Source organism: Streptomyces peucetius, from assembly GCF_025854275.1.
Classification (GTDB): domain Bacteria; phylum Actinomycetota; class Actinomycetes; order Streptomycetales; family Streptomycetaceae; genus Streptomyces; species Streptomyces peucetius_A.
On sequence record NZ_CP107567.1, the window covers coordinates 4,382,847 to 4,408,319 of the forward strand.

18 protein-coding genes, 1 tRNA gene and 1 pseudogene are annotated in these 25,473 nt (G+C 72.4%); 15 read left to right on the forward strand and 5 right to left on the reverse strand.

Annotated features, from left to right (window positions below):
* The first annotated feature begins 127 nt into the window (after positions 1–127).
* The 10 genes and pseudogenes from tmk (at position 128) to OGH68_RS20235 (ending at position 12,225) form a co-directional block, all read left to right on the forward strand.
* Entirely contained in the window at positions 128–3,247 is a 3,120-nt protein-coding gene (tmk, locus tag OGH68_RS20195) for a dTMP kinase (protein ID WP_264245933.1), read from the forward strand.
* 159 nt (positions 3,248–3,406) lie between these two features.
* Positions 3,407–4,612 carry a DNA polymerase III subunit delta' gene (locus OGH68_RS20200; protein ID WP_264245938.1) on the forward strand — a complete coding sequence of 402 codons (1,206 nt, stop codon included), beginning with the start codon at positions 3,407–3,409 and terminating at the stop codon, positions 4,610–4,612.
* A gap of 182 nt (positions 4,613–4,794) precedes the next feature.
* Entirely contained in the window at positions 4,795–6,333 is a 1,539-nt protein-coding gene (locus OGH68_RS20205) for an alpha/beta hydrolase (protein WP_264245941.1), read from the forward strand.
* A 114-nt stretch (positions 6,334–6,447) separates the two neighbouring features.
* Positions 6,448–6,521, forward strand: a tRNA-Thr gene (locus OGH68_RS20210).
* Between the two features lie 754 nt (positions 6,522–7,275).
* On the forward strand, positions 7,276–7,596 hold the full coding sequence (locus tag OGH68_RS20215) for a GYD domain-containing protein (RefSeq protein ID WP_264245943.1): 321 nt from the start codon (positions 7,276–7,278) through the stop codon (positions 7,594–7,596).
* A gap of 136 nt (positions 7,597–7,732) precedes the next feature.
* Positions 7,733–7,936 carry a hypothetical protein gene (locus OGH68_RS36190; protein WP_319020229.1) on the forward strand — a complete coding sequence of 68 codons (204 nt, stop codon included), beginning with the start codon at positions 7,733–7,735 and terminating at the stop codon, positions 7,934–7,936.
* A gap of 411 nt (positions 7,937–8,347) precedes the next feature.
* A pseudogene (locus tag OGH68_RS20225) lies at positions 8,348–9,112 on the forward strand (CapA family protein); the annotation flags it as partial.
* Positions 9,113–9,615: 503 nt separating this feature from the next.
* Positions 9,616–10,944: a phosphoribosyltransferase family protein gene (locus tag OGH68_RS20230; RefSeq protein ID WP_264245944.1), complete on the forward strand. Its 1,329-nt coding sequence runs from the start codon at positions 9,616–9,618 to the stop codon at positions 10,942–10,944.
* Between the two features lie 696 nt (positions 10,945–11,640).
* Positions 11,641–11,787: a hypothetical protein gene (locus OGH68_RS36195; RefSeq protein WP_319020230.1), complete on the forward strand. Its 147-nt coding sequence runs from the start codon at positions 11,641–11,643 to the stop codon at positions 11,785–11,787.
* A 36-nt stretch (positions 11,788–11,823) separates the two neighbouring features.
* A complete protein-coding gene (locus tag OGH68_RS20235) occupies positions 11,824–12,225 on the forward strand; it encodes a hypothetical protein (RefSeq protein ID WP_319020231.1) in 402 nt (133 codons plus the stop codon).
* Between the two features lie 485 nt (positions 12,226–12,710).
* Here OGH68_RS20235 and OGH68_RS20240 read toward each other — a convergent pair whose 3' ends face one another.
* Positions 12,711–15,269, reverse strand: coding sequence for a polysaccharide lyase family 8 super-sandwich domain-containing protein (locus OGH68_RS20240; protein WP_264245946.1), 2,559 nt, complete (start codon positions 15,267–15,269; stop codon positions 12,711–12,713).
* A 158-nt stretch (positions 15,270–15,427) separates the two neighbouring features.
* On the opposite strand from OGH68_RS20240, the gene OGH68_RS20245 reads away from it, so the two are divergent.
* The 3 genes from OGH68_RS20245 to OGH68_RS20255 all read left to right on the forward strand — a co-directional run bounded on the left by OGH68_RS20245 (position 15,428) and on the right by OGH68_RS20255 (position 17,921).
* A complete protein-coding gene (locus tag OGH68_RS20245) occupies positions 15,428–15,655 on the forward strand; it encodes a hypothetical protein (RefSeq protein ID WP_264245949.1) in 228 nt (75 codons plus the stop codon).
* A gap of 360 nt (positions 15,656–16,015) precedes the next feature.
* Positions 16,016–16,525: a SigE family RNA polymerase sigma factor gene (locus tag OGH68_RS20250; protein ID WP_264245951.1), complete on the forward strand. Its 510-nt coding sequence runs from the start codon at positions 16,016–16,018 to the stop codon at positions 16,523–16,525.
* A gap of 76 nt (positions 16,526–16,601) precedes the next feature.
* Positions 16,602–17,921 carry a hypothetical protein gene (locus OGH68_RS20255; RefSeq protein ID WP_264245953.1) on the forward strand — a complete coding sequence of 440 codons (1,320 nt, stop codon included), beginning with the start codon at positions 16,602–16,604 and terminating at the stop codon, positions 17,919–17,921.
* Here the strand turns inward: OGH68_RS20255 and OGH68_RS20260 are convergent.
* Together OGH68_RS20260 and OGH68_RS20265 are read right to left on the reverse strand one after the other, a co-directional pair.
* Complete coding sequence (locus OGH68_RS20260; RefSeq protein WP_264245955.1) at positions 17,881–19,566, reverse strand: bifunctional 3'-5' exonuclease/DNA polymerase; 1,686 nt, start codon at positions 19,564–19,566, stop codon at positions 17,881–17,883. The genes OGH68_RS20255 and OGH68_RS20260 overlap by 41 nt on opposite strands.
* A gap of 60 nt (positions 19,567–19,626) precedes the next feature.
* On the reverse strand, positions 19,627–20,187 hold the full coding sequence (locus OGH68_RS20265) for a sugar O-acetyltransferase (RefSeq protein ID WP_264245956.1): 561 nt from the start codon (positions 20,185–20,187) through the stop codon (positions 19,627–19,629).
* Between the two features lie 126 nt (positions 20,188–20,313).
* On the opposite strand from OGH68_RS20265, the gene OGH68_RS20270 reads away from it, so the two are divergent.
* Entirely contained in the window at positions 20,314–20,964 is a 651-nt protein-coding gene (locus OGH68_RS20270; RefSeq protein WP_264245958.1) for a lipoprotein, read from the forward strand.
* A gap of 55 nt (positions 20,965–21,019) precedes the next feature.
* On the opposite strand, the gene OGH68_RS20275 is transcribed toward OGH68_RS20270, so the two are convergent.
* Both OGH68_RS20275 and OGH68_RS20280 read right to left on the reverse strand, forming a co-directional pair.
* Positions 21,020–23,218: an ABC transporter permease gene (locus OGH68_RS20275; protein ID WP_264245961.1), complete on the reverse strand. Its 2,199-nt coding sequence runs from the start codon at positions 23,216–23,218 to the stop codon at positions 21,020–21,022.
* Positions 23,212–23,937, reverse strand: coding sequence for an ABC transporter ATP-binding protein (locus tag OGH68_RS20280; protein WP_264245963.1), 726 nt, complete (start codon positions 23,935–23,937; stop codon positions 23,212–23,214). Before OGH68_RS20280 ends, OGH68_RS20275 begins: the two co-directional genes overlap by 7 nt.
* A gap of 126 nt (positions 23,938–24,063) precedes the next feature.
* Here OGH68_RS20280 and OGH68_RS20285 point away from each other — a divergent pair, with 126 nt between their 5' ends.
* Positions 24,064–25,206, forward strand: coding sequence for a DUF2786 domain-containing protein (locus OGH68_RS20285; RefSeq protein ID WP_264245964.1), 1,143 nt, complete (start codon positions 24,064–24,066; stop codon positions 25,204–25,206).
* Positions 25,207–25,473: the final 267 nt, after the last annotated feature.

Genomic DNA, 25,473 nt, shown 5'->3' on the forward strand with positions numbered 1-25,473 from the left:
CGAGGCCTTCCAGGGGACGACCGCGTACGGGCGCCGCGCGGCAGGGGAACTTCACACCCTTGCCACAAAGCGCCCGTATGTTCGGACACCGCTCCGGGGAGCACGCGGGTCCGGATAGGCTGGCCGAATGACGCGAGCCGAGCAGCCAGCCGATCAGCAGGCGGTCAAGAACACCGCTTCAGAGACTGCCTCAGACGCATCGGATTCCGACACACTCGCCACGGACTCACGAGAACGGGCCGTGCGCTCCCTCCTGCGCCACCCGCCGCTGAGGCGGCTGTGGAACGCGCAGGTGGTCAGTGGTGTCGCGGACGCACTCGCCGTTCTCGTCCTTCTGCTGCTGACCCTCCAGGCGGCGGTGGCGTCGGGCGCCTTCGGGAGCGGATACCGCGGGGCGGCTTTCGCGGTCGCCGCGGTGCTCGGTGCCCGGGTGCTGTCGACGCTGCTCTTCGGAGCCGTACTGCTCGGTCCGATGACCTCGCTCACGGCAGCCGGGGGCCCGTTCGACCGGCGCTGGACCATGATCGGGGCCGACGGACTGCGCCTGGCGCTGCTCGTCGTCGCACCGCTGTGGATCGACTGGGTCCCCGACAAGGCACTCGCGATCCTTCTCGTCACGGTCTTCCTGACCGGTGTCGCGGAGCGGTTCTGGACCGTGGCCCGTGAAGGTGCCGCACCGTCGCTGCTGCCCGCCCCGCCGGCGGAGGGCGCGGCGGTCCGGCCGCTGCCCGACCACCTCGACGCGCTGCGCAGGCTGTGGCTGCGCACCGGCTTCGCGGTCATCCCCGTCGCGGCTGCGGCGCTGCTGGCCGTCACCCTGATCGGCAACCTGCTGGGCACCGGCATCGACTGGTTCACCGCGCACCAGGCAGCTCTCGGGGCGTATCTCGCGGCGGGCCTCTTCGCGGCGTCCGTGTCGGTCCTGTACTTCGTCGAGCTGCCCGGCGTCCAGACACCCCGGCCGCGTTCACCGCTGGAGGGCCTGCGCAGGCCGTCCGCGGGCGACGGCGCGGACAAGGGCCGCTCCGGCGGCATACCGCTGTTCGTGGTCGCCTGCGCCTCGGTCACCGGAGCCATCGCTTCCGCGGCCGCCGTCGCCGTACTGCACGCCGTCGACCTCGGCGGCGGGCCCGTCACTTTCGCGCTGCTGATCCTCGCGCTGATCGGCGGCACCGGCGCCGGTATCCGCGGGGCCGGCGCCGTACTGCCCGCGCTGTCCCGCCGCAGGCTGCTGCCCCTCGCCATCGCCGTGACCGGCGTCGCGCTGCTCGCGCTGGGCCTGGTGCCGGACACCGCGACCGGGCTGTTCCTCGCCGCGGTCGCAGGCTTCTGCGCGGGCGTCGCCGCGAACACCGGGCACGTCCTCATCGACCAGGAGACGGAGGAGTTCCGGAGGTCCCGGCTCACCTCCCACCTGCAGGCGGTCGTCCGCGTCGTCATCGCGCTCGCCGCCGTCGCCGCTCCCCTGCTCGCCGCCGCGATCGGCCCCCACCGGCTGGCAGGAGGGGACTTCGTCTTCGCACATGGCGGGGCGGCGTTCACGCTGATGCTCGTCGGTGCTCTGCTGCTGCCCGTCGCGGCGATCGTGCTCGCCAAGACCGACGACCGGTCCGGTGTGCCGCTGCGCCGCGACCTCCGTGACGCCGTGCGGGGCGGGGCCGACCCCGCCCAGGCCCCCGCGGCGAGCGGGTTCTTCATCGCCGTCGAGGGCGGCGACGGCGCCGGCAAGTCCACCCAGGTCGAGGCCCTCGCCGAGTGGATCCGCGCCAAGGGCCACGAAGTGGTCGTCACCCGTGAGCCCGGCGCGACCCCGGTCGGCAAGCGGCTGCGCTCCATCCTGCTCGACGTCTCGAGCGCCGGACTGTCCAACCGCGCGGAGGCGCTGCTGTACGCGGCCGACCGCGCGGAGCACGTCGACTCGGTGATCCGCCCGGCCCTCGATCGGGGCGCGGTCGTCATCTCCGACCGTTACATCGATTCGTCCGTGGCCTACCAGGGCGCGGGCCGGGACCTGTCGCCGACCGAGATCGCCCGGATCTCACGCTGGGCGACGGGCGGCCTCGTACCGAACCTGACCGTCCTGCTCGACGTCTCGCCCGAGGCCGCGAGGGAGCGCTTCACTGAGGCGCCGGACCGTCTCGAGTCGGAGCCCGCCGAGTTCCACCAGCGGGTGCGCTCCGGCTTCCTGACACTGGCCGCGGCCGACCCGGGCCGCTATCTGGTCGTCGACGCGGGCCAGGAGCCCGAGTCGGTCACCACCGTCGTACGGCACCGGCTCGACCAGCTGCTGCCCCTGTCCGAGGCCGAGATCGAGGCCCGGGAAGAGGCGCGCAAGGCGGCCGAGGAGGAAGCCCGCCGCAAGGCCGAGGAAGAGGCCGCCCGCAAGGCCGAGGAGGAGCGCCTCGAACGCGAGCGGCAGGAACAGCTCGCCAGGCTCCGCGCCGAGGAGGAGGAGCGCAAGCGCCGCGAGCTGGAGGAGGCGCGGCAGCGCGAGGCGGAGCGGCAGGCGGAGGAGGCCCGGCAGCGGGCGGAGGACGCCCGTCGCCGTGCCGAGGCGGAGCGGCTGCGCCGGGAAGCCGAGGAGAAGGCCCGCCAGGCGGAGCAGGAGCGCCTGCGCAAGCAGGCCGAGGAAGAGGCCCGGCTGCGCAAGGAGGCCGAGGAGCGTCGCCTGGAGAAGCAGCGCAAGGCCGAGGAGGCGCTGCTGCGGGCGGAGGAGGCCCGCCGGGTGGCGGAGGCCGCCGCCGCGTCCGCCTCGGAGATCACGGTGCCGACTCCGGTCGTCAGGCCGGACGAGGTGACGCAGGAGGTCCCGATGCCGGGCGGGTCGCACGACGCGACGAGCGAGCTGCCGAAGGTCCCGGACGAGGACGAGGCGGAGACGACCATGCTGCCGCCCGTGCGTGAGGAGCGTGCGGCGGACGAGACGGCGGTCCTGCCGCCCGTGCGTGAGGAGCGTGCGGCGGACGAGACGGCGGTCCTGCCGCCCGTACGGGACGCCGGGCCGGCCGACCGCGTGCCGCGGGGCATCTTCCGTGACGAGCGTGAGGAGCCGCACGGCGAGAGCGGGAACGAGCGCACCACCGAACTTCCGCAGGTGGACCCCTCGTCGGAGCCCCCGCGCCGTCGTTCCGACTGGGCGGAGGAGACGCCGCTCGACGACCTGCCGACGCTTGCGGACGAACTCCTCGGCCCGCACGAGGACGACGAGGACAACGGCGGCCGCGGGCGCCGGGGCAGGCGCGGCTGACCAGCCGCTCCGGATCACCGGACACCGCGGAAGAGGACCGGGCCGGTCGGCCCGGTCCTCTTCCGTCAGCGAGGCCTGTTCCCCGGTGCGCGGGTGGACGGCGCTGTCGGTGCTCTCCGCCACAATGGGAGACCGCAGCAGGAAAGGCGGTGACGGCACATGGCCGTGTGGGACGACGTGGTCGGCCAAGAGCGTGTCCAGGAGCAGCTCTCCGCCGCCGCGCGCGACGCCGACAGGCATGTCACCGCCCACTCGGCGGGCGAACCGGTTCCCGCCGCGTCCAAGATGACGCACGCATGGCTGCTCACCGGCCCTCCCGGCTCCGGGCGCTCCACCGCCGCCCGGGCGTTCGCCGCAGCGCTGCAGTGCACCAGTCCCGACCGTGCCCTCGGCGGCGCACCGGGCTGCGGCTTCTGTGACGGATGCCACACCACCTTCGTCGGGACGCACGCCGACGTCGAGGTGATCCGCACCGACCTGCTCTCCATCGGCGTCGGCCAGACCCGTGAGCTCGTCCGCCGCGCCCAGCTCTCGCCGGCCGGCGGCCGCTGGCAGGTGATCATCCTGGAGGACGCCGACCGCCTCACAGAGGGCGCGGGGAACGTTCTGCTGAAGGCGGTCGAGGAGCCCGCGCCCCGTACCGTCTGGCTTCTGTGCGCGCCGTCCATCGAGGACGTGCTGCCCACCATCCGCTCGCGCTGCCGTCACCTCACCCTGCGTACGCCACCGGTCGCCGCCGTGGCCGACGTGCTGATCAGAAGAGACGGCATCGAGCCGGACGTCGCGGCGGCCGCGGCCCGCGCGACACAGGGCCACATCGGCCGTGCCCGTCGGCTCGCCACCGACGAGCGGGCCCGTGCGCGCCGCACCGCGGTGCTCAAGCTGCCCCTGCGGGTGGAGGACATCGGCGGCTGTCTCAGGGCCGCCCAGGAGCTCATCGACGCGGCCGCGGAGGACGCCAAGCAGGTCGCGGAGGAGATCGACGTCAAGGAGACCGAGGACCTCAAGGCCGCGCTGGGCGCGCAGGCAGGCGGCCGGATGCCGCGCGGGACGGCGGGCGCGATGAAGGAGCTCGAGGACCGGCAGAAGCGCCGCAAGACCCGTACCCAGCGCGACAGCCTCGACCTGGCGCTGACCGACCTCACCAGCTTCTACCGGGACGTACTGGCGCTCCAGATGGGGTCGCGGGTGGAGCTGGCCAACGGCGACGTACGGGACTGCCTCGACCGCGTCGCCCGGAGCTCCACACCGGAGCGCACGCTGCGGCGGATAGAGGCGGTGGTCGCGTGCCGTGAGGCACTGGAGCGCAACGTGGCACCGCTGCTGGCCGTCGAGGCGATGGCGGTCTCCCTGCGGGCGGGCTGACGGGGTCTGCAACCTGCGTCGGGCCTGCGCGGGCGTGGGGCCGCCGACCCCCTGACCTGTGCGGTCATCGGACCGCCGGCTGCGCGCCCGCCCGAGCACGCACCCGGCTGCGCTCGGTCGACGGGCCGGTCCGCGCGAGCCGGGACCGGCATCGGCCGCCCGCTGGCATTACGCTCCGTTGGATGGACACCAGGCGCCTGCTCCGCACCTCCGCCCTTCCGCTGGCCGCAGTCGGCCTCCTCGTCTCCGGCTGCACGCCAGGCAGCCCGTCGGCGGGGGAGCGTGACGCACCAGGAGCGGCCGGGGCGGCGCCCTCCGCGGCCCTCGAGCCGTACTACGGACAGAAGCTGGCCTGGCGCGAGTGCGGCGTGCCCGACTTCGAGTGCGCCACGATGAAGGCCCCGCTGGACTACGCGAAGCCGGAGGGCGAGTCGATCAAGCTCGCCGTCTCCCGGATCAAGGCCACCGGGCCGGGCGAGCGGCTCGGCTCCCTGCTCGTGAATCCGGGCGGACCCGGCGGTTCGGCCGTCGGATACCTCCAGGCATACGCCGGCATCGGCTACCCGGCCCCGGTCCGCGCCCGTTACGACATGGTGGCCGTCGACCCCCGTGGTGTCGCCCGCAGCGAGCCCGTCGAGTGTCTGACCGGCCCGGAGATGGACGCGTACACCCAGGTCGACCAGACGCCGGACGACACGGCGGAGGCCGGAAAGCTGGAGCAGGCGTACAAGAACTTCGCCGCCGGCTGCGAGAAGCTGTCCGGCAAGGTCCTGCCCCATGTCTCGACCACGGAGGCCGCCCGTGACATGGATGTCCTGCGCGCGGTACTGGGCGACGAGAAGCTGAACTACGTCGGCGCCTCGTACGGCACCTTCCTCGGCGCCACCTACGCCGAGCTGTTTCCCGACCGGACGGGCCGGCTGGTGCTCGACGGGGCGATGGACCCGGCGCTCCCGGCACGCGAGCTGAACCGCGACCAGACGGCCGGCTTCGAGACTGCCTTCAAGGCCTTCGCCGCCGACTGCGTGAAGCAGGCGGACTGCCCCCTGGGCCGGACGTCCGTCGCCGACGCGAGCGCCCGGCTCAAGGACTTCTTCGCGAAGCTCGACGCGTCGCCCGTGCCGACCGGTGAGGACCGCCCGCTCGGTGAGTCGCTGGCCACCACCGGCGTGATCGCCGCGATGTACGACGACGGCGCGTGGCCCCAGCTGCGCTCCGCGCTCGCGGCCGCACAGGACGGCGACGGCGCCCCGCTGCTGGCCATGGCCGACAGCTACTACGAGCGCGAGGCGGACGGCTCGTACGCCAACCTGATGTTCGCCAACGCGGCTGTGAACTGCCTGGACCTCCCGGCCGCCTTCGACGGCGCCCAGGAAGTGCGCGCCGCGCTGCCCGAGTTCGAGAAGGCGTCCCCGGTCTTCGGCCGCGGCTTCGCCTGGGCCTCCCTGAACTGCGGCTTCTGGCCCACCCCGGCCACCGGCAAGCCCCACGCCATCGAGGCGAAGGGCGCGGCCCCGATCGTGGTCGTCGGCACCACCCGCGACCCCGCGACCCCGTACAAGTGGGCCCGGAGCCTCGCCGACCAGCTGTCGTCCGGCCGGCTCCTGACGTACGACGGCGACGGCCACACCGCCTACGGCCGCGGCAGCGACTGCATCGACACGGCGATCAACACCTACCTCCTGGAGGGCAAGGCCCCGGAGGACGGCAAGCGCTGCTGACACGGTCACAGCAGGTGACCTGGGGGGTGGTCCGGGGCACCCCCCAGAACCCTGTAGACTTGGCGCCGCTGCTGATGAGAGCGTGTCCCGCGAGGACGCGTACATCCGCAGCCTGCCGCCTTAGCTCAGTTGGCCAGAGCAACGCACTCGTAATGCGTAGGTCTCGGGTTCGAATCCCGAAGGCGGCTCACAAAAGCCCAGTTCAGAGGCTCCAAGGCCCTTCGCGAGAGATCGCGGAGGGCCTTTTGTGTGCCTGATGGGAACACTCTGGGAACATTCGATGCGTGGTGTATCCGTTTATATGCCGTTTCGCCCTGAGTGGCACGTTTGCGCTGGCCGATGATCTGGGTGTCGCGGGGCCGAAGCCGACGCAGCGCAGCAGTGAAGGCGCCGTTGAGTCCGGTGGCATCGGCGAGATCTGTCATCATGCGGGATCCAGCGTGGCCCCATGTCCCTCGGTAGGGATCCGCAAGTCTGGGACGCGACCCCGTGAGCCAGAGCGACTTGCCTGACGGCGAAAACGGGAAAGCACGCTCCATGCAGAGGAGTTCTCTCCAAGGTCGCCCGAGGTCGATGCGACCGCCTCGGACGTGTCGGCCGCCCTCCACGCGCTCCGAAACGCCACTGGAGACCGGATCCGCTGGGCCTCCCAGTCGCGCCAGTGCGCCCCGGTCAGGGGTGACGCGCGCCTTCTGCCGGGCCACGCCGAGGGCGGCGGACGGTTGCTCGCCACCGACGGTATCCAGCAGGACGTCGATACCGTCGGGTGCTGCCTTGGCGAGATGTGCAGGGATGGGCCCCTTCCCCCGGAGTACAGCCGCGTCGCATCCCAATGTGGAGGCGGGCTGGTCGGCCGTATGGGTGCCTACTGGTGACGAGGGGTGTGGTGAAAGGTAGACAAGGGGCAGAAGCGACTACTCGGGCACATGAAAGGTGAAGGGCATGGCGAAATACCTCTTCAAGGCCAAGTTGAACGCCGACGGACTGAAGGGCCTGCTCGACGAGGGCGGTACCGCGCGTCGCGAGGTCGTAGATCGCATGGTGCAGAGCATTGGAGGTCAACTTGAGTCGATGTACTGGGCCTTCGGCGACGACGACGTCTACGTCACTGTGGACCTGCCGGGCAATGCCTCCGCCGCGGCCATGGGCCTGGTGGTGTCGGCGGCCGGTGGTGTGCGTACGAGCACGGTCGTCCTGCTGTCGCCCGGCGAGATCGACGAGGCGGTCCGTCAGAAGGTGGAGTACCGCGCGCCCGGCGCATGACGCCACCGCTGCCGGCTGCCCGGTGTCGGAAACGGCCCGCGCCCCTGGTTGCCGTGTTCGCCCCTGTCCGGTTGGTGGAGTTGGTGCGTCGCTGGCACCGTCGGATTATGTACATGCATTTCTAAAAGGGGATTAAATGTCTGCGATCAAAGAAACGTCGACATCTCCTGTCGCCCCGAAGACGTCTTCCTCCAACGTGACCGATTCCTCGTACCTCCCCGAGTGGCAGGAGAGTGCCATGTCGGTACGCCCCGTGGGAGACGCTCCTCTGGCCGTGGGTTCGAGAGTCGTGGTGACCCGGCGGATCGGTCGCCGGGACATCCCGATCACCTCGGAGTGACCGAGCTGGATCCGCCGAGGAGTTGGCGGGTCGACGGCATCGACGGTCCCATCCGGAGGGCACGTGAAAGGGACGATCGAGCCGCTCGGCGACGGTGAACGGTCGCGCCTGATGATCTCCCCCCGACCTCGAGGCGCATGAGATCGGCAAGGTGCTCGTTCCGCTCGTCGTCCGTCCGCATGTGCGGAAGGAGATGCCGAGGAACGAGCAAATGCTGAAGAGACTGCTCGAGGGGAGTGCGTGAACCGGGCGTCGCTCTCTGGCTGCCGACCCGGCCTCGCTCCCAAGGGGCGGGCGGACGGGCTTACGCTTGCGGTCCCTGTTCGCCGCCCGGGAGCAGTACCCGCCGGACCGGCCTAGCCTGGAGGAATGGGCGGTGACCTCGTCACGCTGTTCCTGGTCGGCGATGTGATGCTCGGCCGCGGAGTCGACCAGATCCTTCCGCACCCCGGCGATCCGAAGCTGCCGGAGTCGTACATCAAGGACGCTCGCGCCTATGCGGAGCTGGCCGAGGCGGCGAACGGCACGATTCCCCATCCGGTCGACTTCCCCTGGCCCTGGGGCGACGCGCTGGACGTGCTCGCCGCGGCGGCGCCCGACGCCCGGATCCTTAACCTGGAGACCGCCGTCACGCAGAACGACGAGATCGCACCCGACAAAGAGATCCATTACCGGATGCACCCGGCCAACCTGCCCGGCCTGGCCGCCGCCCGTCCGCATGTCTGCGCCCTGGCCAACAACCATGTGCTGGACTACGGCCGCCGCGGGCTGCAAGAGACCCTCGACGCCCTGGCGGACGCGGGTCCTCGCTCGGCAGGGGCGGGTCGGGACGCCGACGAGGCCCGGCGTCCCGCGATCGTCCCCGTCGCCGACGGCCGGCGCGTCCTGGTCTTCTCCGTGGGGATGGCCTCCAGCGGCATACCCGGCAGCTGGGCCGCCACGGCCCAGCGCAGTGGGGTCGACTTCGTCGCCGAGCCGTCGGACGCCGCCGCGGCCGGGATCGCCGCCCGGCTGCGTCCAGCCAAGCGGCCGGGCGCGACATCGTGGTCGTCTCGGTCCACTGGGGCTCCAACTGGGGCTACCTCATCCCGCGTGACCAGGTCCGCTTTCGGCCATGCGCTCATCGACGGCGGCGCGGACGTCGTGCACGGGCACTCCTCGCACCATCCGCGGCCGTTGGAGTCGTACCGGGGAAAGCTCATCACCCATGGCTGCGGCGACCTGATCAACGACTACGAAGGCATCGGCGGCCGCGAGGAGTACCGGGATGACCTCCGGCTGCTGTACTTCGTCACCGTGGACCAGGACGACGGCAGGTTCCACGACGTGCGCATCGCGCCGATGCGGTCCCGGCGGATGCGGCTGGAGCGCGCGACGGTCGAGGACTCGCGGTGGGTGCAGGACGTCTGGGCCGGATCAGCCGGGCCTACGGCTCACGCGTCGAACGGAACCCGGACAACACCCTCACCGTCCGGCCGTCCCAGGGGCCGCAGGCGTGAGCGGGACCATGCACCCGACGGGGAGCGTGGACCGCTCGGCGACGCATACGCCCGGCGCGCCGTTGACGCGTGCCGTGGACTCACCCGGCTCCGGGCCTCTGGACCGTCTCGGCAACGGCCGGCCGGTGGGCACAACGGACAGTCGGGACTCGAGGACCTCACCTCACCCGGGAGGCGACCATGTACTTCACAGACCGAACCGACGCGGGCCGGCGGCTCGCCGCCCGGCTGCACCACCTCAAGAGCCAGGACCTGGTGGTCGTGGGACTTCCTCGCGGCGGAGTCCCGGTCGCTGCGCAGGTTGCTGAGGCCCTCGGCGCTCCGCTCGACGTCTGCCTCGTACGCAAGCTGGGGGTGCCCTTCCAGCCGGAACTGGCCATGGGCGCCATCGGCGAGGAAGGCGTGCGCGTCATCCATGAAGCAGTGGTGCGGGCGACGGGCGTGACCGGCCGTGATCTGGCGGCGGTGGAGGAACACGAGCGCGGCGTCCTGGAGCAGCGCGCCCGCCGCTATCGGGGCGAGCGGCAGCCGGCCCGGTACGAGGGACGGACGGTTCTGGTGGTGGACGACGGTCTGGCGACCGGCTCCACGGCACTGGCGGCCTGCCGGATTGCGCGCGCCCGCGGCGCGTCGCGGATCGTGCTGGCGGTTCCCGTGGCGCCGCACGACTGGTCGGCCCGCCTCGGAGGCGAGGCGGACGAAGGCGTCTGTCTGCACACCCCCCGGCAGTTCCACGCGATCGGTGAGTTCTACGCGGACTTCGGGCAGACGAGCGACGAGGAGGTCATCGCCTGCCTGGAGCACAACCGCGCGGCGCACGCCACGTCCGACGCGCCGCCGGCCGCGGGCAGCGCCTCCCCGGAGCACGATTCCCTGCCCTATGACAGGTCGGTCCGGATACCGGCCGCAGGCGCCGCGCTCGACGGGCGGCTGACGGTACCCCGCGGCGCCCCCGGGGTCGTCCTCTTCGCCCACGGCAGCGGCAGCAGCAGAAAGAGCCCGCGCAACCGCTTCGTCGCCACCGGGCTGAACCGCGCCGGTCTGGGCACTCTTCTGTTCGATCTGCTCACCGAGGCCGAGGCGGTGAACCGGGACAACCTGTTCGACACGGCGCTGCTCGCCCGCCGCCTGACCCAGGCGACCGAATGGCTGCGTGAGCAGCCCGACACCCAGGGCATGGAGTTCGGTTACTTCGGTGCCAGCACAGGCGCCGCCGCCGCGCTGTGGGCCGCGGCGGAGCCCGCCGCGGACGTCACGGCAGTCGTCTCCCGCGGAGGCAGGCCGGACCTGGCCGGCCCCCGGCTGCCGGAGGTGAAGGCTCCGACGCTGCTCATCGTCGGGGGCCGCGACCACCTGGTGCTGGACCTCAACCGGCAGGCCGCGGCGCGCCTGAGCTGCGAGCATCAGCTGGCCATCGTCCCCGGTGCCACTCATCTCTTCGAGGAACCCGGCACCCTGGAATCGGTCACCGAGCTGGCCACGGACTGGTTCAGCAGGCACCTGGCCTAGTGCTTCGTTTCCTCTGCCGATCTTGCCTGGTACAAGGAGCCGGACCGGGTGCGACTGCGCACACCGAGGGCGAGGCTACCTGGCATTCCAGACCGAGCCGGCGTACGTGACACTTCGGCTGCCACCTGACCATCGCACCGAGCAGCCCGCGGTAGAAGGCCACCGGTGGGTGTCAGGCGCGTCGACCGGGATGCCCGTCACGAGACCCTGATCAAGGCCCCGCATTTCTCGGCTGCCGCTACGCTGTTGTCACGCGGCTGACCTGCGATAACGGTCATTGACTCCGTCCCGGGTGAAGGGGGCCGGACGCCTCTCTCATCCCAATGCCGGTGCGAAGCTCCCCGGATCGGTTCCCCACTCCCACAGCAACGCTGCCGTTCACCACGGTTCTGGGGCCGCAGCACGGAACCGATGGGAACCTCATGGGAACGGAAGGATCACGCACGATGCAGCAAGACCGGGTAGGACCTAGAACCGGCACGGTGTCTTCCCTGGCTTCGGCAGCACGGTCTCCAGGGAGCCTGCCTTGGAGCGACCACCCCTTGAAGTGCCGGTGCGGCGGGCGACCGGCCTCGCCGGCGGCGATGGCGGAACGCGTCGATCGTGTCTGTGAAGGCCCGTCAGGCCCCTCGTACGTGGCTCTGGGCCGTGCGAATTCGCCGACCGCGAGAGCGGCTCGTACGGAATGCTGCACGCGTGATCGAGCGAGAAGCCGCCGTCCGGGCCGTCGAGGAACAGCTGGAGCGCGACTATCAGCAGTGGCGGGCTGTGAATGTGGACGCGATGCAGATGGCTGTGGTCCGTATTGAGGAGCACGAGCTGGTGTGGATCGTCTCCTGGTAGTCCGAGGAGTTCGCACGCACTCGGAACTTGGAGCACATGCTGATCGGCCATGGGCCGTACCTGGTCGATCGCGTCGACGGGGGACTGCACCAGATCGGCGTCGTTTCGGCGGTAACCGGAGAATGGGAGACCGACTACCGAGCCCGGATACGTGGGCTGCCGGTACGCACCGCAGTGGACGATCTGCACGACGCGCTGCGCGAAGTCGCCACTGTGCGCGGACGCATGCACGCTGTGCGGATACTGCGCCAGAGGCTGCCCGTGCTCTCGCCTTCGGAAGCCATCGAATATGTGAGCGCGTTGCTGGCCGGTGATGCACCCGCGTGCCTCGTGGCCGTCGCCACCAAGGAACTTGTGGAGCCTCTCAACCCGGTGCTTGCTGTGAAGACCATTCTGAGCGGGGAGGCGATCCGAGCCGGTCAGAGACCCGACGGATGACCGGAAAGCCGGCCGGTATGCCGATCACGCATCGGGTCCCGTTCCTCGGGCGTGGAGAGGAACACGTCGGCACCACTGTCGTAGGGGTGACGGATGCGCTGCGTCCGGGTGCCAGTGATGAGGACTCCCGCCACATGTCGTCGGCGATGTCTCGGAGCGACTCGTCGATACGGCCACGCCGCCAGGGCCGCCGGACAATGGTGTACTCGTCGGCGACGCGGTGCGCGTGGGCGGGTGGCCAGGTCGTCCGTCTTCGAGCGCCACACCCGGGGACCCGGCCTGTGCGGCGTCCGGCCCGCCGACGACCATCACGAGCGGGCCCTGTGTCGGCCTGCGGGCGGCTTGCCGGAGTTCGCCGCCCGCAGGGGCCGAGGATTCCGCCGAACTGATCGACCGGGCCTTCGCCGAGATCGCCCCGGCGCTGGACGCGCAGCGCGCCACGGCGAGCGAACGCTCCTTACGGCGTCGGCGCGGCTGACCGCTCGTCAGCGCAGGGTCGCCGTGAAGGTGCGGCCGTAGGCGTGGTGTGTCGTGATGTCGAGGCGGGTGCCGCCGGGGACGCGGCGGACGTGGACGGCGTCGTCGGCGGAGACGGTGCGCAGGGTCCGGCCGTGGAGGGTGAGCGAGACGGTGCGGCGCATCGTCGTCGGGTCGGAGACCGCGATCGCGACGGTGCCGTCGGCCGCGCGGCGGAGCAGTACGGACGCCGGGCCGTCGATCGCGAGGCGCTCGGCGTGGTGGATGCCGGGGGCGAAGGTGTTGGCGGCGACGATGCCCAGGTCGGTGTGCCTGACCGCCTGGAGGCGGACCGTGTTGGCCAGCACGGAGAGCGGGCCGCGGGCGTAGGACGCCAACTGCCGCTCGGTGGCGTTGGGGACGAGGGCGTGGGCCATGGCGGCGGGCCGTGAGCCGGCTTCCTGGTCGTAGGAGAGGGTGAACACCTGTTTCGTGACCGCCGTGTCCGGGTTGGACAGCCGGACGACGCGGCGGCTGCGGGTGACCGTGCCGAGCGCGGCGGTCGGCAGGGGGCCGGACAGGAAGACGTACCCGACCGCTGTCCTCTGGTCGGCGTCGGCGTAGCGCAGCCAGGCCAGCGGGGCGGTGCCCGTGCCGTGCCGGGGCGTTCCGTCGCGGAGCGCGCCGGTGAGGGTGACCGGGGCGCCGGGCGCCGCGATGCGGCTGTCGACGCTGGTGGTCACCGCCCGGTCCGCCTGACCGGACACCCCGGCGGCGAGGACGACGATCTCGTCGTCGAGCATGAACCACGACTTCGTCGCACGGGCGGCCTGGTAGGCGACGAAGTCGTCGGGGAGTTCACCGGCCTGCCGTGCCGCGTAAGCGGCGTCGTCGGACAGGACGAGCCCGGCCGCTCCGTACGCGCCGAGGCGGGCGCCGCCGGAGTACGGGTCGGTGCCGCGGGGGAAGTAGACGTAGGTGTTCTGCGACTCGGAGGACGACGTGAAGCCGCGCTCCGGGTTGTCGTACCAGAGAGTGCCGTAGAGCTCGGGGACGGTGCGGCGGTTCTCCACCGGGGCGGTGACGCCGGCCAGGCGGTACGGCGGGACAGCGGTGAAGTAGTCGACGCCGAACGCCTGTCGCTGGTCCTGGCCGGCGAGGTAGAGGTAATGGGCGCCGTCGCCCTGGAACCACGGCATCAGGTTCTCGCCGCTCATGTACTCGTACTTGCTGATCCGGTCCGAACTGCGGGCCAGCGCGAAGGAGTAGCCGGGCCGCCGGTGGACGGTTCTGTCCATCGCGTTGAACGCGGTGTGGGAGGCGGCGGGCCCGAGGTCCTCGGCCGGGACCGGGGAGTCGAGGATGTCGGCGTAGCGGGCGATGCTCACGGGCGAGACGAACGAGACCGGGTCGAGGCTCGCCCGCGAGGTCTGCCGGACGTACTTGACGTAGCCGGCGAGGGCCCCGGCGTCGCCGTCGGCGGCGTACCCGGAGATGTCGACCACGGCCTCCACGACGGCGGCGACGTCCGCGTACCCGGTGCCGGTCCGGGAGACGGCGCGGCCCTTGACGATCTCCATCATCCAGCCCTCGAAGATCAGCGGGGCGAAACCGTCGGCCACCCAGCCCTGTACGACGCCGACGAGATCTCCCACGGGTACGTAGGCCGTGCCGTCGAGGACCTTGACGGTCTGGACGATGCGTGTGAGCAGGCCCTTGCCGTACGAGCCGGTGTAGGCGACGGACGCGTGCTGAACGAAGGAACCGTCCGCGTAGAAGCCGTCGGTGACGCCGTGGCGCAGGTCGTACGGGTCGATCCGCGCGAAGACGGTGAGCTGGTCGGCGACGGCCTTCCTGATCCTGGCGTCGTCATCGAGGACGGCGCCCTGAAGGATCCGGTTCGTCGTGATGTCGGCGAGGTTGGCGCCGGTGTGGAAGCGCGAGTCGAGGTCGACGTCGCCGTCCTTGCCGTTGCGGAGGTACCCGTCCATGGAAGCGACGAAGGCCTCGGTGAGGCCCGGCCGGTACGCAGCGAGTTCGTCCTGGAGGAGGACGAGGGTCCGGGTCGCATGGGTGGAGATGCCGATCTCCCAGTGGAACCAGTTGCCGTAATAGCCCTTCGACTGGTCGCCGTAGTACTCGGCATGGAGGCGCGCCAGTCCGTCGATGACCCGCCGCTGGACGGCCCGGTCGCCGTGGAGTCCGGCGTCGGTGGAACCGGGGACACGGGTGGCGAGGGCGATCTCGTACAGATACTGGAACGACCGGCTCAGATTGGGGTCGCTGGTTCCCAGCGGAACGCCCCTGAACAGTTCACCCTGCCCGGCGCCCTCCAGCGCGGCGAGCCGGGACCGGGCCGTCCGGACCATGGCAGCGACCTTCGGGGCGACCTCGGGGCGCACGTTGGCCTCTGCGGTGCCGGCGAAGACGGCGACCGTGTTGCGGAGCAACGTGGCACGGTCGGCGGACGTCCGCGCCGACTCGGCCGTGCCGGACCGGGGCGCGGCCGCGGCGCGCAGGGGCTGTGCCACGGCAAGCAGTGTCGCCGCGGGGATCACGGACAGCACGGAACGACGCGAGAACTCCACCTGTACGCTCCAAGATTCGGCCGGAAAGCGCTTGCAGTCAGCCAAGCAACGGTGTCTCGCCGATGTCAACGGCCCGGCCGCAGTCATCGCGCGGTAGTCGTGCCGGACATCCGCCGGACACCGGCCGGCCGTGGCCGTCGTCGTGGCACGCTGGAGGCATGGCCGGCAACCCGCCGATCGTCGTGCACCGGATCTCGCCCTCGGGCGGGCGCCGGGTGACCGTGCGCGGGCGGATCATGGGGCTCGCGCACTCCGACGACGACGTGCTGGACCTGGTCGCACGAGCGGGGATCAGGGGCGGACGGGAGCTCCTCACGGATCCCGCCCTCGTCGAATGGGCCAGCGGACGGCCGCACCGGTACCAGCCGCTCGGGCTGCTGCCGTGACGACGAGGTGCGGTGACGGCGAGGTGTCGTGGCCGGGGCGAAGAAATCAGGAGCCGTTGTCAGAGGGGCCGGTTGACGTCGGGCCCATGACGATCCCAGCCGACAGCCATCACGTCATCCAGGTCCGCGACGCGCGGGAGAACGACCTCGCTGATGTGTCGCTGCTCACCGCACGTCATCTGCGGAAGTACGTCGGCGCCTGAGGCCGACCGGGACCACCGGGCCGCCCACCCGGACCGGCCACCGTGGGCCGGACCGCCGGTCGGACCGGTCCGGGAAGTCGGTTGAAACATTACGGGGACGCTGCCGCGTCAATGAGGTGAAGGGGTCGTCGGCACGCACGGGGAGAGTGAACAAGGGATGAGAGCGTCCCGCACCGAGGAGTACCGAGAGTTCGCGGCGAACCGCGCCGCGCACCTCTACCGCTCCGCCTGCCTCCTGACCAGCGGGGACACCCACCTCGCGGAGGACCTGGTGCAGGAGACGCTCGGCCGGATGTACGTGTTGTGGGGCCGTGTCTCCCGGATCGACAATCCGGCGGCATACGCCCAGACCGTTCTCGTCCGCGCGTTCCTCACCCAACGGCGCCGCCGCTCCGCTTCGGAACGCCCCGTCGGCGAACTGCCCGACTCCGCACTGCTCGACGGCGACGACCCCGAGCTGCGCCTCGCGCTCCTCGGAGCGCTCGGCCGGCTCTCGCCGAAGGACAGGGCGGTCGTCGTTCTGCGGTACTGGGAGGACCGCAGCATCGAGGAGACCGCCGACGCGATGAACGTCAGCTCGGCGGCCGTGCGCACCAGAGCCGTGCGCGCGCTCGCCAGACTCCGCGACCAACTGGGCGGCAGTCTGGTGGAGTTCGCGGCACGCTAGCGCACCGGCCGCACGCGGCCCGGACGGGCTCGAACACTTCTTTTCCGTATGTTGCGACCAGAGAGTGTGGTTCCCCATGCCTTTTGAGGACGAGCTCGGTGAGGCGATGCGCCGCACCGGGGACACCTTCCGGCCCTCCGACCGGCCGGGGCTGGTGGACGGCGGGATGACCCGCGGGCGCCGCCGGCTGGCCCGCCGACGGGCAGTCGCCGTGACCGGCAGTGTCCTGGCCCTGGCCACGGTGGGGGTGGCGGGCGGATACGCGACCGGCTCGCTCGGACCGGACGACGGCAAGGCGTCGGCCGCGGCTCCGGCCACGCCGACGGCTCCGGAATCGGTGGCGGCAGGCAATGTCACCGAGGAACAGATGATCGAGACCTTCAAGGGCCTTCTCCCCGAGGGAAGGACCACCCGCGAGGAAGGCAGCGGCACCACCGAGGCACCCGAGCGCCCCGACGGCCCAAAGGGACCTTTGCAGGGCCCCCATGTCTCCCTGGTCTTCGACGACGGCGGCGGCGCGGCGGCCATAAGCCTCGGCGTGAGCGTCGTCGATCCGGCGGGCAAGAGCGCCGCGGATGCCGTGACCTGCCCGTCGCAGGCGTTCGTGCAGCACTACGCGTGCACGGAGGAGACGCTGTCCGACGGCTCCCGGTACATGCTGTTCCAGGGCTACGAGTACCCGGACCGGCGTGAGGACACCAAGTTGTGGCGGGCCACGCTGATCACGTCCGAGGGCGTGATGGTCGACGCGAGCGAGTGGAACGCGCCCGCGCAGAGGGGGGTCGAGGTCAGCCGGCCGGCCCCGCCGCTGACGGCGGCACAGATGAAGGCGCTGGTGACCGATCAGGCGTGGCGCACGATCGGTGCGCAGCTCGGCGAACCCCTCAAGGAGAGTCCCGAGCCCGGCCAGTCCGCAGGCGCCCCGGTGAACAAGGTCCTCGCGTCGCTGCTCCCCGCGGACCTGAAGATCGTCGACCAGCAGGGCGACCCCGGATACGGGTTCGTCGTGGCCGACGACGGCCGGGGTGCGAGCTTCATCCAGGTGAACGCCCAGACCGGTATGCAGGACGTCTTCACCGGCGACGCCACCACTCTCCCCGACGGCACCAAGGTCATGGTGAAGAAGGAGAACAACCCCGACGACAAGGGAGGTTCCGGTGCCGTCGGCTGGACGGTGGACACCCTGCGCCCCGACGGCTTCCGGGTCGTGATGATGGCCTTCAACGCGCCGGGCCAGGGACAGGACGCCAGCCGCGCGGAGCCGGTGCTGACGATCGAGCAGATGAGGGCCATCGTCCTCGACGAGAAGTGGCGCGCGGCGGCCGGACGACCGGCGACGGAAGCGGCCGGGCCGCTCACTTCGCGTCCGAGTAGCGCTCCACCACCGCGATCGTGAACGGGAACCGCACCGGCGTCTCCCCGAAGGCGATCCGCCCGGCCAGCTCACCGGCCGAGCGGATCGCCTCGGCCACGTCCTCGGCCTCCTCGGCGGGACAGTGCACGATCACCTCGTCGTGCTGGAAGAACACCAGCTCCGCCCGCATCTCCGCCGTGGCCCGCCGCAGCGCCGCCAGCATCAGCAGCGCCCAGTCGGCGGCGCTGCCCTGCACCACGAAGTTCCGGGTGAAACGGCCCCGGGCCCTCGCGTTCGCCGACGCGTAGCCAGGTGTGAACCCGGACTCGTGGGTTGCCGACTCCATGGGCTCCTGGGGGAGGCCCGCCTCGTCGTCCTCGCCCGCCCCGACGGCCCGGGGGCTGGTGCGCCCCAGCCAGGTCCGTACGAGCCTGCCTTCCTCGCCCGCCCTGGCCGCGTCGTCCACATAGGCCACCGCGCGGGGGAACCTGCGGCGGAGCGCCGCCAGGTTCTTCAGGCCGTCGCCCGACGTCTGGCCGTAGACGGCGCCGAGCAGCGCCAGTTTGGCGTGGGCGCGGTCGCCGGAGAAAGCGCGGTCCGACAGGGCGGTGTAGAGGTCGCCGTCGTGTCCCGCGACCTCCATCAGACCGTGGTCCCGCGAGATCGCCGCGAGCACCCGCGGCTCCATCTGATCGGCGTCGGCCACGACGAGACGCCAGCCGTCGTCCGCGACGACGGCACGCCGGATCACCTTCGGGATCTGCAGGGCACCGCCGCCGTTGGTCGTCCAGCGGCCGGAGACCGTACCGCCCGGCAGGTACTCGGGCCGGAAACGGCCGTCGCGCACCCAGTTCTGGAGCCAGCCCCAGCCGTGCGCCGTCCAGATCCGGTACAGCTTCTTGTACTCGATCAGCGGGTCGACGGCCGGGTGGTCGATCTCCGCGAGCTCCCAGCGCCGGGTCGAGCGCACCTTGATGCCGGCCTGGGCGAACGCCTTGATCACGTCCGCCGGCAGGTCCGGCCGCACCCGCCGGCCGAAGGCCGCCGACACCTCGTCCGCGAGCTCCGCCAGCCGACGCGGCTCGCCCCCGCCCGCGTACCGCTCGCCGAGCAGTTCGTGCAGCACCTCGCGGTGCACATCGGCGCGCCACGGGAGTCCCGAGCGGCTCATCTCCGCCGCCACCAGCATGCCCGCCGACTCGGCGGCCGTCAGCAGCCGCATCCGTTCCGGGTGCTCTGCGGCCGAGTGTCTTCGTTGCTGGTCGGCGTAGACCTCGAGCAGTGCCTCCAGCGGCACTGCGACCGGCTGCGGCTCGAACAGGGAGGACTGGGAGCCGGGCTCGGCCGCACGGGAGGGCGGGTCGGGCGGCATGGGCGCGTTGCGCAGGCGCGCCCAGGCGGCCGCCGCCGAGCGCGGCTCGCCGAGCCGCCCCTCGTGGCCCAGCAGCAGGAGCTCGGCGCTCTCGATGTCGTAGCACCGCTCGACGCGGACGCCGGCAGCCAGCAGCCGGGGACAGACCTCCGCGGTGGACCGCCACACCCACCGCTCGACCTCCGGCCGGCTTCGGACCGCCTCGACGAGGTCGGGCTCCTCAAGGACCGGCCCCGCGGGCAGGCCGTCAGGGCCGAGGGGGACGAGCCGAGCTCCCTCCCCTTCGGCCGCCGCCAGAGCCCACCGTCCGCCCATGGGTTCGAGTGTGGCAGCAGGGTCGGACAATGCCGCCGCCGTCCGGCCGGGAGCCGGTCATCACCGGGTGAGGCTCCGGACGGCGCGGGCCGGGTTGCCGACGGCGAGCACTCCGGCCGGCAGGTCCCTGACGACGACCGATCCCGCGCCCACGACCGTGTTCTCGCCGATCGTGACCCCGGGGCAGACGATCACGCCGCCGCCGAGCCATACGTTGTCGCCGATCGTGATCGGCGACGCCTTCTCCCAGCCCGCGCGGCGACGCTCCGCGTCCATGTCGTGCGCCGGGGTCAGGAGTTGGACACCGGGGCCGATCTGCACGTCGGACCCGACGGTGATGGGAGCGGCGTCGAGGAAGACCGCTTGGAAGTTGATGAACGTACGGTCCCCGATGGTGATGTAGCGCCCGTAGTCGCAGTGGAACGGCGGCCGGATGCGCACGTCCTTGCCGAGCGAGCCGATCAGTTCACCGAGGATCGCCGTCCGCTCGGCGGGGTCGGCGCCGCTGTACGTGTTGTACGCGGCGCAGAGTTCGGCGCGGCGCAGCGTGTCCGCGCTCAGCTCTTCGTCGTCCGGGAGGTACCAATCGCCCGCCAGCATCCGGTTCTTGTTCTCGCCCATGGATGGCCCTTCCTCGATCCCCGCTGCTTCCCCCTCAGTAGGATCGATCCTGCTACGCCGCCGACGACGGTGGCGGGTTCATGGACAGGGCGGGGCAGTTCGGTGCGCGGTGCGGTGCGAGGACGGGTGCGGGGCGCGGCTCTCGGGGTGGTGGCGGCAGTGCTGGTCACGGCGGTGACGACCGGCTGTTCGGCGGAAACGACGCCGTCCCCGGCGAAGAAGGCCGGCGGGACGGCGGTTCCGCAGGACGAGACCGCCGGGGAGGACAAGGCCCCGGCCGGGGGCGGCCCGGTCGGAGCCGCCGGCTCGCCGTGCCCCATGCCGGTCACCTTCGACCTCGCGGCGCACTGGAAGCCGAAGGCCGTCGAGACCGCTGCCGTGGACGACGAGTTCGCCGGTCTCCTCGAACGGGGCCCGGTCGCCCTCGTGTGCGAGATCGATGCGAAGCCCGCCGGGAACATCGGCTTCATCCGGGTGTGGGCCGGTGCCGACGCCGGCGGCGACACCCGCAAGGCGCTGGAGGCGTTCGTCGAGGCCGGCACCGAGCGCCGCAGCAAGGTGGCGTACACCGCGACCGGGGCCGGCACGTTCGAGGCGACCGAGGTCACTTACGTCGTCACCGGCGAGCTCCTCGACGAGCCGAAGCCAGAGCGTGCCTTCGCCGTGGCCACACCGAAGGGCGTGGTGGTCGTCGACCTCGGCGGGCTGGACGCCGAGGAGCACGAGCAGATGCTCCCGGCGTACGAACTGGCCAAGAAGACCCTGCGCAGCTCCTGACCGAGCGGCTCCTGACCGGGCGTCTCCCGTCCGCCGGCCTGCGGCCCACCGCCGCTCACTTCGTCCGCCGGCAGCCGGCCGTCGCCGCGAGGACGGCGATCGCCGCACACGCGCCGAGTGCCGTCCCGGCGATCGCCCACGGCACCACCACCGTCACGGGTGCCGAGAGCGCGGCGAGCGCCGCACCCAGCCCCGCCAGGTTCACCGCCGTGACCGCGGCGCCCAGCACCGCGCCCACGGCCACCGCGAGCAGCGCCTCACCCGCGACCACCCGCAGCACCTGGGCGCGGGTCGCGCCCGCGAGGCGCAGCGCGGTCAGTTCGCCGGCCCGCGCCGAGGTGGCCATCAGCAGCGTTCCCGCGAGGGCGATCGCCGTGTACACCAGGGCGATCCCGAGGACGACGAGGAGCCCCAGGCGGGTCTGCGGGCTGGTGCGGGGATGGGTCGCCGCGGCCCACTCGGCCACTGTGCGGACCGTTCCGCCTGTGGCATGCCGCAGTTCGGCGGCGACGGCGTCGAGGGACACGCCGGCTCCGGCGCGTACGTCGATCCTGTCCACCGGGGCGGCGGGCGCGTTGGCGGCTGTGACGAACGCGCCGTTCGAGCCCGTCCCGGTCGCCACCACGGCTGCGACGCGCAACCGGGCAGGGCGGCCGTCACCCAGCCACACGTCGACGGTCCCGCCGGCCTCGACGTCCTTCCACTCCTCGCTGACGACGATCGAACGGTCGTCGAGGTCGCGCAGTTCACCCGCCGTGACCGGCAGTCGCGCCAGCTCGGCGAAGGCCGCCGGGTCGGTCACCGCACGCGCCTCGAAGCCGACGAGTGCCGTGCCGTTGTCCTCCCGTACGAACACGGCGGTGGACGCGGACGGCGACACGGTCGCCCCACGCAACTCCGGTGCGGGTGCGGACTCGGACGGGGAGACGGTCGCGCTCCGCAACTCCAACTCGGGCGCCGCGTCTCCCGCTGCCGGCGGCCGCAACCGGTCGCCGGTGACGACCAGTTGTGCCGCCGTCGCCTCCCGCGCCTCGGCCGCCCGGGCCCCCGTCACCGACTCGGCGGACCCGATCAGTGACCCGGCGAGCGCCACCGTGACGAGCACGGGCGCGGCGACGGCGGCCGTACGGCGTACGGACGCGACCGTGTTCTCCCGTACGAGCATCCCGGTCGCCCCCGGGAGCGGCAGCAGCCTCGCGACGCGCCGCACGAGCAGGGGGGCCAGCAGCGCGGCGGCCGTGATCAGCAGCATCGGCCGGGTGGTGTACGTCTTGCGCTTCAGCAGTTCGGCCGGGTCGGTGGCGAGCCCCCAGAGCAGCAGTCCGGCACCGGCGGCCGCGAGGGCGAGCCCGGTCAGCAGCCTGCCGCGCGGCAGTACGTCGGTGTCCACGTCCGCCTCGCGCAGCGCCTCCGCCGGGCCGACGCGCCCCGCCCGGCGCGAGGCCGCCCAGGCCCCGGCCGACGCCACCACCAGCCCCGTCCAGAAAGCCACATGGAACGGCCAGGTCACGCCGGCGCGGATGGTGAACCAGGCGGGTGCCACGCCCCCGTCGACCAGTGCCCGGGCCAGCACGGGCGCGCCGCGGGCGCCGAGCGCGCAGCCCGCGGCGGAGGCGAGCGCCCCGACGGCCAGCGCCTCGGTCAGCAGCAGTCGCCGGAGCTGACCGGGCGTCGCCCCCGCTGTGCGCAGCAGTCCGAACTCGCGCCGCCGCAGGGCGACCGCGAAAGCGAATGTCGAGGCGACGACGAAGACCGAGACGAAGGCGGACACCCCGCCGGCCGTGCCGAGCAGCGAGTTCACCGTGACGAGAGCCTGCGCGTCGCGTTCGGGCCCGGGATCGGCCCGGCGCCGGTCGTCCCGGGTGAGGACCTGCGCACGGAGGCCCACCACGTCGCGCACCGCGTCGGCGGCGGCGTCGACGCCGACGGCGTCCCGGCCGCCGCGCAGCGCCACGGGGCCGAGCCGCCGGAGTTCCCGTATCAATGCGGTGTCCACAGGGTGTGGATGAGCGAGCGGCTTCGACACCTCCGCGGTCCCAGGGCCCCGCCGGACCTTCACCGTGAGTCTGTCCTGCCCCATGACGACCACCGGTGACGCGGCGAACCGCTTCGGCGCGCGCCGCGGCGCGTCGAACGTCGAGGCCAGCCCGAGCCCCACGGCCGTGAGCAGCCCGACGCCGAGCGCGAGCGCGACGAAACTCGCGACGAACGTGGTCCGGCGCGCCCACAGCGAGGCGACGGCGACGGTCAGCACGGAACGGCCTCCAGATCCGCGAGACGTGCCGCGACCTGCTCCGCCGTGGGCGCGGTGAGCTCGCCGCCGACGCGTCCGTCGACCAGGAGGACGACCCGGTCGGAGAACGACGCGGCCACCGGATCGTGGGTGACCATCACGATCGTCTGCCCCTCCTGGTCCACCAGCGCCCTGAGCAGCCCGAGCACCTCACGGCTGGTGACGGTGTCGAGTGCGCCGGTCGGCTCGTCGGCGAACAGCACGGCCGGCCGGGTGATCAGGGCGCGGGCGAGCGCCACCCGCTGCTGCTGCCCGCCCGACATCCGCCCCGGCCGGTGACCGGCCCGCGCCTCCAGACCGACCCGGGCGAGCGCCGCGCGCACCTCGGTACGGGACGGCCGCCGGCCGGCCAGCCGCAACGGCAGCGCGACGTTCTGGGCGGCGGTCAGCGACGGCAGGAGGTTGTACGACTGGAACACGAACCCGATCCGCTCGCGGCGCAGGAGCGTCAGCCGCCGTTCGCTCAGCCCCGCGAGCGGGATGCCGTCGATCTCCACCGCTCCGGAGGTGGGCCGGTCCAGTCCGGCCGCGCACTGGAGGAGGGTGGACTTGCCGGAACCTGAGGGCCCCATGACGGCGGTGAAGGAACCGGTGGCGAAGTCGAGGTCGACGCCGTCGAGAGCGGCCACGTCCCGGTGGACGCGGCGAAGAGCGGTGAGCCGTACGGCCGTTGTGGTCATGGTTCCAGGCTTCCGCTCCCGGGCGGCTTGATCACGACCACTGGGGGGTGTCCCGGGGGTATGGCCTGCCCTACCCCCAGGGCGCCCGGGGGCCGTGCGGACCTCGCGCATGCGACCATCCGAGGTATGAGTACGGTCGAGAAGGCGCTGGCGGCGGCGCTGTACGCGGAGAGCGACGAGGCGCTCGACACCGGTGCCTCCCTGCTCGCCGCCGACCCGTCCGCCGACGACGAGCTCCGCCTGCGCGGCGAGCGGTTCGTACGGCGGGCCTGGGAGGGCGGCTGGCAGCCGGCCGACGTCCTGCGGCTGGTCCGCCGCGACCTCGGCCAGGCACACGAACGGCTGGCCGCCGGCCTGATCACGGCGGAGACGAAGCGCTACGGCTCCCGGCTGGCCCCCCGTTTCCGGGCGCAGCTCGCCGAGCTCGAAGGTCCGCAGCCGCCGAGGCAGGACCGTTTCACTCATGCCACGGCCCTGCTGGAGCTGTACCGCCTGCTCTCCCGCCTCCCCGCGATCGAACCGGTCGGCCCCGTCCCTGGCGAGCCGCTGTCCGCGGTGCGCGCGGCACCGCACGAGCCGCGCATGATCGGCCGGATCCGGGCGCTGCTGGCGAAGGCGGAGGCCACCGGTTATCCGGAGGAGGCCGAGGCGCTCACCGCCAAGGCGCAGGAACTCATGGCGCGCCACAGCGTCGACGAGGCGCTGCTCTCCGCCCGCACGCACAGCCCGGACGCCCCGTCGGCGTGCCGGATCGGTGTGGAGGCCCCGTACGAGACGGCGAAGGCGGTCCTGCTCGACGCGGTGGCCGGCGCGAACCGCTGCCGTGCGGTGTGGAACAGCTCGTTCGCCTTCTCGACCGTCGTCGGTTTCGAGAGCGACCTCGACTCCGTCGAGCTGCTCCACACCTCACTGCTCGTCCAGGGTGCGACGGCCCTGGCCAAGGCGGAGTCCGCGCAGCGCGCGGGCGGGCGCCGGCGGACGAAGACGTTCCGGCAGTCGTTCTGGACGGCGTACGCGAGCCGGCTGGGCGAGCACCTCGCGGCGGTGGCCGACGACGTGGTCACGGCCGACCTGCTGCCGGTCCTGGCCTCCCGGGACGTGGCCGTGACCGCCCATGCCGACCGGATGTTCCCCGAGACCACCACGACCCGCGTGCGCGGCGTGACCGACCTCGACGGCTGGCACGACGGCCGTGCCGCGGCCGACCGGGCGGAACGACGGGGACCCACCCCGTCGGGAGGCGGCCTCGCGCGGCGGCGCCGTCCGTAGCGGGGGACCGACCGGGCCCGCCCCGGCCGGGGCGGCGCGTCGGTAGCGGGGTGCGGCGGACCTGCCCGGCCCGCGGGCCGCACCGTCGGCAGGCGGCCTCGCGTGGCGGCCCGCTAGGCAGAGTGGGAGCGGCGGCACTCGCCCCTCCGTGGCGGCTCGCGGGCGGCCCAGTCGGAAGCGGGGCGCCCGGCGGGCGGTGCGGCCGGGCACGCACCGCCGCGTCCGGTGGCGGCCGGGCGGCGAGTCGGCGAGTCGGCGGAGCGGGAC

Excerpts from the sequence above, each read along its gene's own strand:
- tmk (WP_264245933.1), top strand. The coding sequence starts at position 128 with ATGACGCGAGCCGAGCAGCCAGCCGATCAGCAGGCGGTCAAGAACACC.
- OGH68_RS20200 (WP_264245938.1), top strand. The coding sequence starts at position 3,407 with ATGGCCGTGTGGGACGACGTGGTCGGCCAAGAGCGTGTCCAGGAGCAG.
- OGH68_RS20205 (WP_264245941.1), top strand. The coding sequence starts at position 4,795 with ATGGACACCAGGCGCCTGCTCCGCACCTCCGCCCTTCCGCTGGCCGCA.
- OGH68_RS20215 (WP_264245943.1), top strand. The coding sequence starts at position 7,276 with ATGGCGAAATACCTCTTCAAGGCCAAGTTGAACGCCGACGGACTGAAG.
- OGH68_RS36190 (WP_319020229.1), top strand. The coding sequence starts at position 7,733 with ATGTCTGCGATCAAAGAAACGTCGACATCTCCTGTCGCCCCGAAGACG.
- OGH68_RS20230 (WP_264245944.1), top strand. The coding sequence starts at position 9,616 with ATGTACTTCACAGACCGAACCGACGCGGGCCGGCGGCTCGCCGCCCGG.
- OGH68_RS20235 (WP_319020231.1), top strand. The coding sequence starts at position 11,824 with ATGCTGATCGGCCATGGGCCGTACCTGGTCGATCGCGTCGACGGGGGA.
- OGH68_RS20245 (WP_264245949.1), top strand. The coding sequence starts at position 15,428 with ATGGCCGGCAACCCGCCGATCGTCGTGCACCGGATCTCGCCCTCGGGC.
- OGH68_RS20250 (WP_264245951.1), top strand. The coding sequence starts at position 16,016 with ATGAGAGCGTCCCGCACCGAGGAGTACCGAGAGTTCGCGGCGAACCGC.
- OGH68_RS20255 (WP_264245953.1), top strand. The coding sequence starts at position 16,602 with ATGCCTTTTGAGGACGAGCTCGGTGAGGCGATGCGCCGCACCGGGGAC.
- OGH68_RS20260 (WP_264245955.1), bottom strand. The coding sequence starts at position 19,566 with ATGGGCGGACGGTGGGCTCTGGCGGCGGCCGAAGGGGAGGGAGCTCGG.
- OGH68_RS20265 (WP_264245956.1), bottom strand. The coding sequence starts at position 20,187 with ATGGGCGAGAACAAGAACCGGATGCTGGCGGGCGATTGGTACCTCCCG.
- OGH68_RS20280 (WP_264245963.1), bottom strand. The coding sequence starts at position 23,937 with ATGACCACAACGGCCGTACGGCTCACCGCTCTTCGCCGCGTCCACCGG.
- OGH68_RS20285 (WP_264245964.1), top strand. The coding sequence starts at position 24,064 with ATGAGTACGGTCGAGAAGGCGCTGGCGGCGGCGCTGTACGCGGAGAGC.